The sequence below is a fragment of the Paenibacillus sp. FSL H7-689 genome (genome assembly GCF_000517905.1).
In the GTDB taxonomy this organism is placed as follows: Bacteria; Bacillota; Bacilli; order Paenibacillales; family Paenibacillaceae; genus Paenibacillus; species Paenibacillus amylolyticus.
The window spans coordinates 42,703-55,799 of record NZ_ASPU01000059.1; the positions used below are offsets into that span (position 1 = coordinate 42,703).

13 protein-coding genes and 1 other RNA gene are annotated in these 13,097 nt (G+C 45.4%); 13 read left to right on the forward strand and 1 reads right to left on the reverse strand.

The window, feature by feature from the left end:
• Positions 1 to 34: 34 nt before the first annotated feature.
• The 5 genes from tpiA to rnr all read left to right on the forward strand — a co-directional run bounded on the left by tpiA (position 35) and on the right by rnr (position 7,659).
• Positions 35 to 787: a triose-phosphate isomerase gene (gene tpiA / locus C170_RS26890; protein WP_036616221.1), complete on the forward strand. Its 753-nt coding sequence runs from the start codon at positions 35 to 37 to the stop codon at positions 785 to 787.
• A gap of 1 nt (position 788) precedes the next feature.
• Entirely contained in the window at positions 789 to 2,333 is a 1,545-nt protein-coding gene (gene gpmI, locus C170_RS26895) for a 2,3-bisphosphoglycerate-independent phosphoglycerate mutase (protein WP_036616224.1), read from the forward strand.
• Positions 2,334 to 2,572: 239 nt separating this feature from the next.
• Positions 2,573 to 3,859 carry a phosphopyruvate hydratase gene (gene eno, locus C170_RS26900; protein WP_036616228.1) on the forward strand — a complete coding sequence of 429 codons (1,287 nt, stop codon included), beginning with the start codon at positions 2,573 to 2,575 and terminating at the stop codon, positions 3,857 to 3,859.
• Positions 3,860 to 4,069: 210 nt separating this feature from the next.
• Positions 4,070 to 4,303: a preprotein translocase subunit SecG gene (secG, locus tag C170_RS26905; RefSeq protein WP_036616231.1), complete on the forward strand. Its 234-nt coding sequence runs from the start codon at positions 4,070 to 4,072 to the stop codon at positions 4,301 to 4,303.
• A gap of 560 nt (positions 4,304 to 4,863) precedes the next feature.
• A complete protein-coding gene (gene rnr, locus C170_RS26910; protein ID WP_036616234.1) occupies positions 4,864 to 7,659 on the forward strand; it encodes a ribonuclease R in 2,796 nt (931 codons plus the stop codon).
• 2 nt (positions 7,660 to 7,661) lie between these two features.
• Here rnr and C170_RS30960 read toward each other — a convergent pair whose 3' ends face one another.
• On the reverse strand, positions 7,662 to 7,862 hold the full coding sequence (locus C170_RS30960; RefSeq protein ID WP_143781149.1) for a hypothetical protein: 201 nt from the start codon (positions 7,860 to 7,862) through the stop codon (positions 7,662 to 7,664).
• Positions 7,863 to 7,919: 57 nt separating this feature from the next.
• Between C170_RS30960 and smpB the strand changes: the two genes are divergently transcribed.
• The 8 genes from smpB (at position 7,920) to C170_RS26940 (ending at position 12,977) form a co-directional block, all read left to right on the forward strand.
• A complete protein-coding gene (gene smpB / locus C170_RS26915; protein WP_036616237.1) occupies positions 7,920 to 8,402 on the forward strand; it encodes an SsrA-binding protein SmpB in 483 nt (160 codons plus the stop codon).
• Positions 8,403 to 8,992: 590 nt separating this feature from the next.
• Positions 8,993 to 9,357, forward strand: a transfer-messenger RNA (tmRNA) gene (gene ssrA, locus C170_RS30585).
• A gap of 87 nt (positions 9,358 to 9,444) precedes the next feature.
• A complete protein-coding gene (locus C170_RS26920) occupies positions 9,445 to 9,642 on the forward strand; it encodes a hypothetical protein (RefSeq protein ID WP_036616240.1) in 198 nt (65 codons plus the stop codon).
• A complete protein-coding gene (locus C170_RS31435; RefSeq protein WP_235200845.1) occupies positions 9,635 to 9,847 on the forward strand; it encodes a dephospho-CoA kinase in 213 nt (70 codons plus the stop codon). The genes C170_RS26920 and C170_RS31435 overlap by 8 nt, the downstream gene beginning before the upstream one ends.
• Positions 9,848 to 9,960: 113 nt before the next feature.
• Entirely contained in the window at positions 9,961 to 10,206 is a 246-nt protein-coding gene (locus tag C170_RS31440; protein ID WP_235200846.1) for a hypothetical protein, read from the forward strand.
• Positions 10,207 to 10,744: 538 nt separating this feature from the next.
• Positions 10,745 to 11,671, forward strand: coding sequence for a metal-dependent hydrolase (locus C170_RS26930; RefSeq protein ID WP_036616243.1), 927 nt, complete (start codon positions 10,745 to 10,747; stop codon positions 11,669 to 11,671).
• A 221-nt stretch (positions 11,672 to 11,892) separates the two neighbouring features.
• Entirely contained in the window at positions 11,893 to 12,507 is a 615-nt protein-coding gene (locus C170_RS26935; protein ID WP_051447419.1) for a uracil-DNA glycosylase, read from the forward strand.
• A 107-nt stretch (positions 12,508 to 12,614) separates the two neighbouring features.
• Positions 12,615 to 12,977: a hypothetical protein gene (locus C170_RS26940; protein WP_036616245.1), complete on the forward strand. Its 363-nt coding sequence runs from the start codon at positions 12,615 to 12,617 to the stop codon at positions 12,975 to 12,977.
• Positions 12,978 to 13,097 lie beyond the last annotated feature (120 nt).

Genomic DNA, 13,097 nt, shown 5'->3' on the forward strand with positions numbered 1-13,097 from the left:
TTTAGTAGCCTATAGCATGAAGGAGTTGAAACCCATGAGAACACCGATTATCGCAGGTAACTGGAAAATGTTCAAAACGGTTTCCGAATCCAATGACTTCATTCAGGAAGTTAAAGGAAAAGCGGAAGTTGAAGGCGTGGAAACTGTAATCTGCGCACCGTTTACAAATCTGCCATCCCTGGTAGAAGCTGTTAAAGGCACAAACATCAAAATTGGTGCACAAAATCTTCATTTTGAAGATAACGGTGCATTCACAGGTGAAATCAGCGGCGTGATGCTGAAAGACCTGGGTGTGGATTATGTCATTATTGGTCACTCGGAGCGCCGTCAATATTTTGCGGAAACCGATGAGACTGTCAATAAAAAGTTGCATGCAGCATTCCGTCACGGATTGACTCCAATCTTCTGCCTTGGTGAGACGCTTGAAGAGCGTGAAGCGAACCAAACAAAAGACGTATGCAAAGTGCAAACAGTAGCTGCTTTTGCAGGTCTGTCTGCAGAGCAAGCGGCACAAGTTGTTATCGCTTATGAGCCAATCTGGGCGATTGGTACAGGCAAATCCTCCACTTCCCAAGATGCGAATGAAGTTATTGCTTACATCCGTACGCTGGTGAAGGATCTGTACAACGAGACGGTTGCGAATGCAGTTCGTATTCAATACGGCGGCAGTGTTAAACCAGAGAACGTAACAGAATACCTCGGACAAAGCGACATCGACGGCGCACTTGTTGGCGGTGCCAGCTTGCAGCCGGCTTCGTTCATCGCGCTTGTTGAGGGGGCGAAGTAAGATGACAGCTCCAAAACCTGTAGCACTGATCATCATGGATGGCTTTGGTCTGCGTAACACGGTGGAAGGCAATGCGGTAGCGCAAGCCAAGAAACCGAACTATGACCGTTTCATGAGCCAATTCCCACATACAACGCTCACTGCATGCGGTGAAGCTGTAGGTTTGCCAGAAGGGCAAATGGGAAATTCCGAGGTAGGTCACCTGAACATTGGTGCCGGCCGGATCGTATACCAGGATTTGACCCGTATCTCCAAATCCATTCGTGACGGCGAGTTCTACGACAATGAAACACTTGTCAAAGCCGTTCGTGAAGCGAAACAAAGCGGCAAAAAACTTCATCTCTACGGCTTGTTGTCTGATGGCGGCGTACATAGTCACATCGACCACCTGTTTGCTATGCTAGATCTGGCCAAAAAAGAAGGAATGAATGATGTATATATTCATGCTTTCATGGATGGCCGTGATGTTATGCCAGACAGTGGTAAAGACTTCATGCAGAAACTGATCGCTAAGATTGAAGAAGTCGGTGTAGGTAAAATCGCTACGGTTCAAGGTCGCTATTACGCGATGGACCGTGACAAACGTTGGGAACGGGTTGAGAAATCATACCGTGCCATCGTTTATGGAGATGGACCAAAATACACTGACCCACTCAAAGCGGTTGAAGAATCGTATGAGAAATCCGTATTTGATGAATTCGTTGAACCAACGGTTATCGTTAAAGCGGATGGTGAGCCGGTAGGTTTGGTTGAGAGCGGCGATTCCGTTATCTTCCTCAACTTCCGTCCTGACCGTGCGATCCAGTTGTCGCAAGTATTCACGAACCAGGATTTCCGCGGTTTTGATCGTGGTCCGAAGTTCCCTGTGGGCTTGCACTTTGTATGCTTGACTTTGTTCAGCGAGACGGTTGAAGGTTATGTGGCTTATTCGCCGAAGAACCTCGACAACACCCTGGGTGAAGTTCTGGTACAGAACAATAAAAAACAACTGCGTATTGCAGAAACTGAGAAATACCCGCACGTTACCTTCTTCTTCAGCGGCGGTCGTGATGTGGAGCTTCCGGGCGAAACTCGTGTACTGATCAACTCACCAAAAGTTGCAACGTATGACCTGCAACCAGAGATGAGTGCGTATGAAGTAGCTGATGCATGTGTTCGCGAGATCGAAGCAGACAAACATGACGCCATCATTCTGAACTTTGCTAACCCTGACATGGTTGGACACTCCGGCATGCTGGAGCCTACCATCAAAGCGGTTGAAGTAACAGATGAGTGCATGGGCCGTGTTGTGGATGCAGTACTTGCCAAAGGCGGCGTTGTACTAATCACTGCGGATCATGGTAACGCGGATATGGTGTTCGATGAGAAGGGACGTCCGTTCACAGCTCATACAACGAACCCGGTTCCATTCATCGTTACCGATGCAAATGTAACCCTGCGTGAAGGCGGAATCCTGGCAGATATCGCGCCAACGATCCTTGACCTGATGCAATTGCCTAAACCGGCTGAAATGACAGGTACATCTGTCATCGCTACCCGCAAATAAGTTACACAACAACATATATAATTGGGCGGTTTGGTGTTTGCGCATTGAACGAAGGCAGCAGAAATAGTCTGAAGAAGCGAAGCGTTCGCCTTTATCACATGATTTCAACTTATGAAAATAAGTTCAAAGAAATCAGGGGATAACAGCGATTGGAAGACGATTCTGCTGATGTAGTAAAATAAGGGCAAACACAAGTTGGTCCAAAAATTAAATCCCAACTATAAAGGAGATTATCACAAATGACTATTATTTCTGACGTGTACGCTCGCGAAGTCCTCGACTCCCGCGGTAACCCTACAGTAGAAGTTGAAGTATACCTGGAGTCCGGCGCAATCGGACGCGCAATCGTTCCATCTGGTGCATCCACTGGTGCCCACGAAGCCGTTGAGCTTCGCGATGGTGACAAATCCCGTTACCTCGGTAAAGGCGTTCTGCAAGCTGTTAAAAACGTAAACGAAACAATCGCTCCAGAAGTTATCGGTATGGATGCATTGGATCAACTGGGTATCGACAAATTGATGATCACTTTGGATGGTACGCCAAACAAAGGTAAACTGGGTGCTAACGCAATCCTGGCTGTATCCATGGCAGTAGCTCGCGCAGCTGCTGACGCTCTGGACCTGCCATTGTACGTATACCTGGGCGGATTCAACGCTAAAGCATTGCCAGTTCCAATGATGAACATCATCAACGGTGGTGAGCATGCTGACAACAACATCGACGTTCAAGAGTTCATGGTTCTTCCAGTTGGAGCACCAAGCTTCAAAGAAGCTCTTCGCGTAGGTGCAGAGATCTTCCACAACTTGAAATCAGTATTAAGCTCCAAAGGCTTGAACACAGCTGTAGGTGACGAAGGTGGTTTCGCACCGAACCTTGGTTCGAACGAAGAAGCAATCACTACAATCATCGAAGCAATTGAAAAAGCTGGTTACAAACCAGGCGTTGACGTATTCTTGGGTATGGACGTTGCTTCCACTGAGTTCTACAAAGATGGTAAGTACACACTTGCTGGCGAAGGTAAATCTTACACTTCCGCTGAGTATGTTGACCTTCTGGCTTCATGGGTTGAGAAATACCCAATCATCACAATCGAAGACGGTATGTCCGAAGATGACTGGGATGGTTGGAAATTGCTCACTGAGAAATTGGGAGACAAAGTACAACTCGTTGGTGATGACCTGTTCGTAACAAACACTGAGCGTCTGGGCAGAGGTATCAACGAAGGTATCGGTAACTCCATCCTGATCAAAGTTAACCAAATCGGTACATTGACTGAAACATTCGATGCAATCGAAATGGCTAAACGCGCAGGATACACAGCTGTAATCTCCCACCGTTCCGGTGAGTCCGAAGACAGCACAATCGCTGACATCGCTGTTGCAACTAACGCTGGTCAAATCAAAACGGGTGCTCCTTCCCGTACAGACCGTATCGCGAAGTACAACCAATTGCTTCGCATTGAGGATCAACTGGGTGAACTGGCTCAATACAATGGTCTTAAAGGATTCTACAACCTTAAAAAATAAGCTGGATATTCAGCTTTTACAGGCAAGCCGGGTAACCGGCTTGTCTTTTTTATTGCAACGAAGTAATGGTATAAAGTAAGCATCACGCGATGGTGAAATTTAGGGCATTGTATAAACTGTACTACTTGTAGTACAACCATAGCTATGTTACAATTAAAGTAACTGTTTTTATGGTGAGATGTATGCCCACATGGGTAGGAGGTGGAAAGAATGGATATTGCTTTGAAATTGCTGCTCGTTGTTTTCTCGATCGGTCTAATCACTGTAGTATTGCTGCAGCACGGGAAAAGCGCTGGTTTGGCGGGTGCCATCTCCGGTGGTGCGGAACATCTTTTCGGTAAAACGAAAGCGCGCGGATTGGATCTCTTCCTGCAACGTGCAACGGTGGTACTGGGTGCAGGATTTATGATTTTGTCTATCGTTGTTACGGTGGTTTCCAAGTAAGAATTGGAACTGCTGTTCAATGAATAGCTTAAGCTAATGGCTTAATTGATGAACCTTCGTTTCGTGAAGAAACGGGGGTTTTTTAATAAATTCTTACGCGTCCAAACTTTTCCAACAATTTAATCTATAGACTCCATGATTTTCGGTCTTCTTCTCACTTCTGTTTGGTTTTCCTTCCTTAACATGCAACACACCCCTATCATGTATGGTATGTCCCTCGCTTATTCGTTACGCGAAATCACTCCCTATAATGAATGTCATGTGTACGAAAATTTTCGGATGTAGTTCTTTGCCAGATGCGCACAGCACGTGTATCGCATAAAATGTCTGTATAGATACGTGAAAGCGTGATTTTAGAGGAGCGTCCGGGAACTGTGGTTTTTTTGCGAGGTACGGATGGGTCGGATTGAATTCGTGTATACTAGGGTATGAGATAGTATGGTTGCACTACTACGCTCTTCACAACAGTGAAATTGCATTGCATGAAAATGGTAATAATTCCGATACATAAAGAGATGAGACTTGCTTACACTTTTATGTTTCCCGAGGTGAATATATTAATGATAACAGAACAACAATTGCTCGACTTCATGCGGGAAACCGCTTATAAACCTATGACTTATCAGGAGTTGGAACAGCACTTCGCTATTGAAGATGCAGCTGATTTCAAAGCCTTTTTGATTATGCTTAATACGCTGGAGGAATCCGGTAAAGTTTTGCTGACCCGTAACAATCGCTATGGCATGCCAGAGCGTATGGATTTGGTACGTGGACGTTTACAGGCTCACGCCAAAGGTTTCGCTTTCCTTATCCCTGAGGATCGGGAGCACCCGGATGTGTACATTCACGCCAATGATATGAAAAGTGCGATGAATGGTGATACGGTATTGGTTAAAGTCACATCTCAAGGACCTTCAGGTGGTCGTTTGGAGGGTGAGATCGTCCGTATTGTTACTCGTGCTGTGACACAAGTCGTTGGTGTGTTCCAGAGCCATGAGGTGTACGGATTTGTCATTCCGGATGATAAACGGATTAATCGCGATATTTTCATCCCACGTACCAACTTTGCTGGGGCGGTTGATGGACAGAAGGTCGTAGCCAAGATCGTCAGCTATCCGGAGGGCCGTGCGGCTGCCGAAGGTGAAGTGATCGAGATTCTCGGTCATAAGGATGAGCCGGGTATTGATATTTTGTCCGTCATTCGCAAGCATCAGTTGCCTGAAGCTTTCCCTGATGAAGTGGTAGAAGAGGCGGAAAAAGCACCCGACTCCATCACGGATGAAGAGATTGTACAACAGGGTCGCCGTGATCTGCGCGGACTTAACATTGTCACGATTGATGGCGAAGATGCCAAGGATCTGGATGATGCTGTAAATGTAGAGAAACTGCCTAACGGGAACTACCGTCTGGGTGTTCATATTGCCGACGTTGGCTATTATGTGCAGGAGAATTCCAAGCTGGATCAGGAAGCCTACAACCGTGGATGCAGTGTGTATCTGGTAGACCGGGTTATTCCTATGCTGCCACAACGTCTGTCCAACGGAATCTGTAGTTTGAACCCCCAGGTAGACCGCCTGACCCTGTCTTGTGAGATGGAGTTTAACGACCAGATGAAGGTTGTTAAACATGATATTTTCACGAGTGTAATCAAAACCAAAGAGCGGATGACGTATTCCAACGTCCGTAAAATCCTTGAAGGTGAAGAGCCGGAATTGCTCGAACGTTATAAGGATCTGGTAGATGATTTCCATCTGATGAAAGAGATTGCCTTGAAGCTGCGTGCTATGCGTATGCGCCGTGGTGCGGTTGACTTTGATTTTGAAGAATCCAAAATCATTGTGGACGCAGAATGCAAACCGGTAGATATCGTAAAACGGGAGCGTTCGATTGCAGAGCAAATCATTGAGGAATTCATGTTGGCAGCGAACGAAACAGTGGCAGAGCATTTCCACTGGTTGAAGGTTCCTTTCATTTATCGTGTGCACGAAGACCCGGATCAGGAAAAACTGCAAAATTTCCTCGCCTTTGCGGCGAATTTTGGACACCAGGTCAAAGGACGTGGCAATGCGATTCATCCACGGGCGCTTCAATCGTTGCTTGAGGATATCAAAGAAACGAAAGAACAAACCGTGATTAGTACGATGATGCTGCGTTCCATGAAACAGGCGAAGTATGACTCTGAAATGTCGGGTCACTTTGGCCTCGCGGCAGAATTCTATAGTCACTTTACGTCTCCAATTCGTCGTTATCCCGATCTTGTCATTCACCGGGTGATTCGCGAAGTCATTGAAAATAATGGTGCATTGCCGGAGAACCGTCAGGAGTATTTGGCAGCACGTATGTCCGATATTGCGCAGCAGTCTTCGGAACGTGAACGTGTGGCGGTAGAAGCTGAGCGGGATACGGAGAAAATGAAGAAAGCCGAGTACATGCTCGACAAAGTAGGCGAAGAGTTCGAAGGCATGATCAGCAGTGTGACCAGCTTTGGTATGTTCATTGAGTTGGAAAACACGGTTGAAGGCTTGATTCGCCTGAGCGCACTCACGGACGACTATTACCATTTTGACGATCAGCATATGGCTCTGATTGGTGAACGTACCTCGAAAGTCTTCCGCATCGGTGATGAAGTGAAGATCCGTGTGGCACGTGTAAGCATGGAAGAGTATACGATTGATTTTGAAATGGTAGATATGAAACCTCGCGGTGAACGTCCTGGCGGCTTCGGTGGCGGACGTGGCGGTAAAGGTGGACGCCCAGCAAGTGGTGGCGGTCGCGGCGGTGCCAAGGGTGGACCGGGTGGTTTCGGCGGTTCACGTGGCGGCAAAGGCAGTTCGGCAGGTGCTGGAGCCAGCCGTGGTGGCAGATCAACGGAAGAAAGCAGCAAAGGTGGACGTGGCGGTCGCGGTGGAGCAGCAAGTGCAGGCGCGGGCGCAGGCTCATCTGGTGGCTACGCAGGTAAAGGCGGCGGCAAACCTAAAAGTGAGCGTCGTGCTGGTGATGCTGGTGGATCAACTGGTCGGGGCAAAGGCGCGGTGAGCTTTGGTTTTGGCTCAGGTAAAGGCGGATATAGCTCTACATCGGGTGGATCGGATAGTAGTTCAACCGATGGACAAGGAAGTGGCCTGAACAGCGGCAGCGGTCGCGGTGAAGGAAGCTTTAAGTCCGGCAAGGGCGGCGGTAAAGGTGGCAAAGGCGGAAGTGGGCGCAAAAACACTTCGCCAAGCGGCGTATTTATTGGAGAGAATGCAACTCCTGGTGGCGCTCAGGAAAGCGGAGCACCACGACGCAAGCGGAAGAAGAGCAAAAGTGCAGCTGGTAACGGCACGGCAGCTTTTGTACGGAAAAAGAAAAAATAAAGCTAACGTAACTTGGAGAGATGGATTACAATTCGTTCCTTCAGGTTAATCGTTGGAGAAAATACCCACTTCAGCCGGTGTGTTGTTTCGCACAGTCTGGAAGTGGTGTAATGAGGAGGGGCGGCAGAGGTCGCCTCTTTCTTGATTTTAACAGCCGTACTTGCTACAATTAAGGTCTGGCACGTGGTACCTTGGTGCAACATTGGGTGCGCTGCTATAGAGCATGGTACCGGCTTATTTTACGGAGAAGGAGTGAGGACATGGGCAAGAATGATGGACAGAGTAAAGTGCTCGCACAGAATAAAAAGGCTTCCCATGACTACTTCATTGAAGATACGTATGAAGCGGGCATGGTGCTTACCGGAACGGAGATCAAATCTCTTCGTAACGGCCGTGCGAATATTGGTGATGCATTTGCCACGATTCGAAACGGTGAGATTCATATTCACAATATGCATATTAGTCCTTTTGAACAAGGGAACCGAAATAATCCGCTCGATCCAACACGTACGCGCAAGTTGTTGATGCATAAAGTGCAGATTCACAAGCTGCTCGGGCTGTCGAAACAGGATGGGTACAGCATTGTTCCGCTGAAAATCTATATCCGCAATGGTTATGCAAAGCTTTTGCTTGGACTGGGTAAAGGTAAGAAGCAATACGACAAACGTGAAACTGCCGCGAAGCGCGATGCTCAACGTGATATCCAACGGGTACTGCGCGACAAGCAGAAGGTTGCGCGTTAAGTGGAGCGCTGGGCGTAAATGCTTTACTTTTAAGTGTATAAGATAGTTTTTTTATGATGAAGCTAGGAAGATTGATGTATGAGTTAAGGAGTCTCAAGGTTTGTCCTGCAATGGGCAAGATTGAGGCTTTTTTTATTTGTGTTTGGGGAAGGTGATTTGATGTGAATAGCCGAAGTGTGCAGTTGGCTGATTTTTGTTGTGTGTGACTAAGAAAATTGCCAGGAGCATGGAGAGTGCGGTGATGAATTTAAATTATCAGCTGTTGCGTAGTTTATCAGGCGCGTGGGTAAAATACTAAGGTACAGTTGTTCGTGAGCCGATCTGGGTAAACTTTACTTCCGATTGGCGACGCGGTATAATATGTAGACGATTGAGCCTGTTGTATTGGATAACCTTGTACACATGCTCAGCCTGCTGGAATGTCTTCCAGCAATCTGTACTATTTCGGTGATGTGTCCTGTGTTATGATTACTCATGTAGCAGACTGGAATGCCGAGTTTGAAAGAAGCATCTTTTTACCTTGGAGGAAAAAGATGTGCAGCACCTTTGCTCCGTATTCACGGATTAATCCTGGAGCCCTTCTTCATTGAGGGGGCGTTTATGGATTCGACGGGGATAGTTCGAGCATGGGTAGCGGGTAGTGGGGACGCGTCCGCTTTATCAACGCTAAAGCCTATTAAACGGCAAACAACAAACAAACTACGCTTTCGCAGCCTAAGAAACTGTGTGCGTGCTTCTACCCTGCATCGCCCATGTGACAGGGATAGGGGCTAACTAGTAGTGGGATACGCTGTCACATCTCCGCCTGGGGTGTGCTGAAGAAGACAATCAGGCTGACCCAACGTATAGCCGGTTACGGGGCGATACTCGGGTGACATCAAAACTGTGACTACACCCGTAGAAGCTTATGTGTCGTTATCTTCGGACAGGGGTTCGACTCCCCTCGCCTCCATTAGAGTCAAAAACCATCAACCAGTAAATCTGGTTGGTGGTTTTTTAGTTTATGATATAATAAACAGAAATTTAGATTGGGGGACTCAGGATGTTTACAAATCGAAAACAACTCCAAGAAATTTTAAACAAAGCAAGTCAACATGCACGGAAACAAGCTAAAGAATCAGGCGCCTCTATTTATTATATAAAGAATAACAAACGCGTTCGTGAGGATGCTGCGGGTAATAAATTCGAAATTACATTTGATGCTACTGGAAAACGGCAGGAGTTTAAATATCATGAGTGAAATCAGACCAGTCATGACTGTGTTTGCGGGTACAAATGGAGCAGGGAAAAGTACACTCAGTATGCAAATGAGAGAGTGGCTTGGTGAACTGGTTGATCCGGATCAAATTGCAAGAGAGTTGAAGCCAGAGAATCCGCGCAGTGCTGACCTGTCTGCTGGCAGGGAAGCTGTGAAAAGAATCCGATCTCTCATTAAAGTGGTGTAAACTTCGCTATTGAAACGACATTGTCCGGATCATTTGTTTTAAAACATATGGAAATAGCAAAAGAAAACAATTATGAAATTGTCGTTTATTATATCGGTCTTGAGGATGTTCAAATGCATATAGATCGTGTAGCCTCTCGTGTTGAACAAGGTGGACATTGGATTGCAGAAGAAGACATTCGTTATCGATATGACCAGTCATTGAAGAACCTTAAACCGGCTCTAGCCATCGCAGATCAGGTTATCATCATTGATAATACATACGAGCCTTTAATTGTTGCAGAAATCATACAGAGTAAATTGATCTATTGTGTTGAGTCCATACCTGCTTGGGCTAATCCTGTTCTTGTGGGTTACTGATACACGGGACATCACAGCAGTGACTATACCCGTAGAAGCTTTTGTGCCGTTATCTTCGGACATGGGTTCGATACCCCCTCACCTCCATTAGAGTAAGCAAAATCCACCAACCATTGTTCTGGTTGGTGGATTTTTATTTTATGATATAATAACCTAAATTATATAAATGGAGGAAATCGAGGTATATATAGGTCGAAAGCAGCTCTCAGAAAGTTTATTAGGTACATTTAGGTTCTGAAACGTACATAGGTATCTATAGCCTGCTTTACCTAGACCAAATTATGATAATAGAAAATACATACGGGCCATCCATTGTTATGAGGATTTTTAATAGCTTGTTGATTCTATTTTGTGGAGCCTACGTTGATTTGTGCTCGAATTTAGTATTAAGAAATTATTAGGTAACATCCATACAGAGACTACTCCCCGCAGACCTTTGGAAGAGGTTCGACTCTCAGGTCTTTTATATGAAAAAATAATATATAATGTTTAACATTAAATACAATATTTATAATAATAGAGTAAAGGAGTAGTTATTTTGGATCCGTATTTATATTTGTTTTTTCATGTTCTATCACATGCTCTTCTTGGGGCGGTAATTGCATATTGCTTTTTGCCAAGGGATACATGGAAAAATCTTATGATATGTCTATGTTCGGGTGCTCTGTGTGGAATAATTCCTGATATTTTTGGGGATAGAAGTGTAGCTCCGTGGTCCCATTCTATATTGTTTACACCCCTTTTAGCTTTAGGAATAGCATATTTGACAAAACTGTTCTATAAAAAGACAAGTTTCAAATTAATCTGGGGATCTTCTATTTTGTCTGTCTTGTTTGGACACTTATTTTTAGACTATATGGGACATGATTTACCAGCATTCTATCCCTTTAGCGATAAATCATATATTATGGAAGCCATTACATTGGGAGATCCATGGATATGGTTTCCGTTAATTATTGGTCTTGGATTGAGTGTTTTTTTGAGGAACAAGCCTAAATTACCTGTAATTACTTCGATACTATTCATATTGGTATATTTAGTTTTTCGAATAATATCCAAAGAAATAATCGAGCACAAAGTTCAAGTTCAACACCCAGTTCCTGAAAAGTCATATATTATAGTGGAGCCCGATAGTCATTATGAATTTCCTTTAGATCCCAGAAAGTGGTTAGAGTTCAGGTTTCGAGTCATCAGTCCTCATTTCTCTAAAGGTGGTGATGCGGGTATACTGGGAGAGAAATCAGACAAACTATTCTGGTACGATTTTTATCCAGTAGCCTTTGAGATAAATTTATCAAGAGGAAAGTATGTTTCAATAAATTTACAGGATTCTAAAGTTGTGATATCTGTTACTAAGGAATGGAAAGAAGCGGGTTCTAACTTTATTCAGGGAAAGTATGATGGAAACCTTCTTACCTACAAAGAAACCACCAATGGTCAGTGGGAAGAAGTTATACCGCAATAGTTTTCTACAGTTTCTATCCACCATCAACCAGCGGTCTGGTTGGTGGTTTTTCTGTTTATGCTATAATCTTTGTAACATAAGTTGATGCTAGCCCGATATACTCTGTATCTCCCAAAGGAGGCAAAGAAGCATGAGCCAAACGCAGCAGCAGATCCGCGAGTTTGTTGCAGGGGTGCAAGCATATGTCTCGCCAGTAAATGTGATTAATCCTTGGAGATTATGTGACGGGCTATGATATCGGCCCCGAAGCGGTGGAGATTCGTTCTGAACATTTGGTCAGGTATTTGGAACCAAGAATATCCAAGGCTCGGTACATTTTTATTGCTGAAGCCGTGGGCTATCAAGGGGCGAGGTTCTCCGGCGTACCTTTGACGTCCGAGCGAATGGTTACCGGGAATCACTCGCTGGTGAATCACCAGATGATTTTTGCAGGTGAGCCGGGTGTTCGAACAAGCCTGCCCAATATCGTCAAATCTAACCGAAGTCAGGCACTGTATGGTTTCGCAGAACCGACAGCATCCATTATATGGGGTGAAGTGTTATCCAGTTCAAGGTGGAAACCAACGGACTTTATATTTTGGAACATCTATCCCTTTCATCCATATCAATCTGCCGAAAACAGGATGACGAATCGTACGCCGACTTTGGCAGAGTTGGAGGATGGTTTGCCGTTTGCCAGACAGCTTATGCAACTGAATCCTGATGCTCACATCGTGGCTATTGGCAGAAAGTCAGCAGACACGTTAAGCTCCCATCTCATTAAACATCACCATGTTCCCCATCCTGCAAATGGAAGGGCAGTACAATTCCAAAAAGCAGTAAGGTCAATGATCTAGCCATTTTGAACTGGAGAAATGTAAGGCTGACATATGCGTTTTTATCGTCCAAGTGCCCTCCACATAACGTATTGCCCTATCATATAAAGATTGGTTGGTGAAGCTGAATGAATGAAAAATACTGGCTTGTGGTGCAATATCCGCTGAAGAGCGCGCAGGGCAGCAAACGAGATCATTGGTTGAAGGAGAAGGTGATGGAATATCTGGAAACCGTTCTGACCCAAGCTGAGTTGGGAGAGGTGGATGGATGTGACCTGGGCAGCCGTATGGCTGATCCGAAGGAATATGTAATGAACATTTTCTGTGTGGTAACGGATGAAGATCGGAGCATAGCGCTAGTTAAAAAAGTGCTGAGAGAGAGTCGGTTGGATTATACCCGCATCCAAATCGCTACGATGCCATATGGCACAGAAGGAAGCTACACGCTGAAATATGCCTCCAAAAAAGGCGTTACCGAATTCTCGCTTTGATCACGATTCGCTGTTTCTTACCATAACGAACTCTGTACTTGTCCTGCCCGAGGGCAGTTTGCCCCCAACATTTTCCCCACTTAAATTCATCATACGAGAAGACCATAATTGGACTCCCCA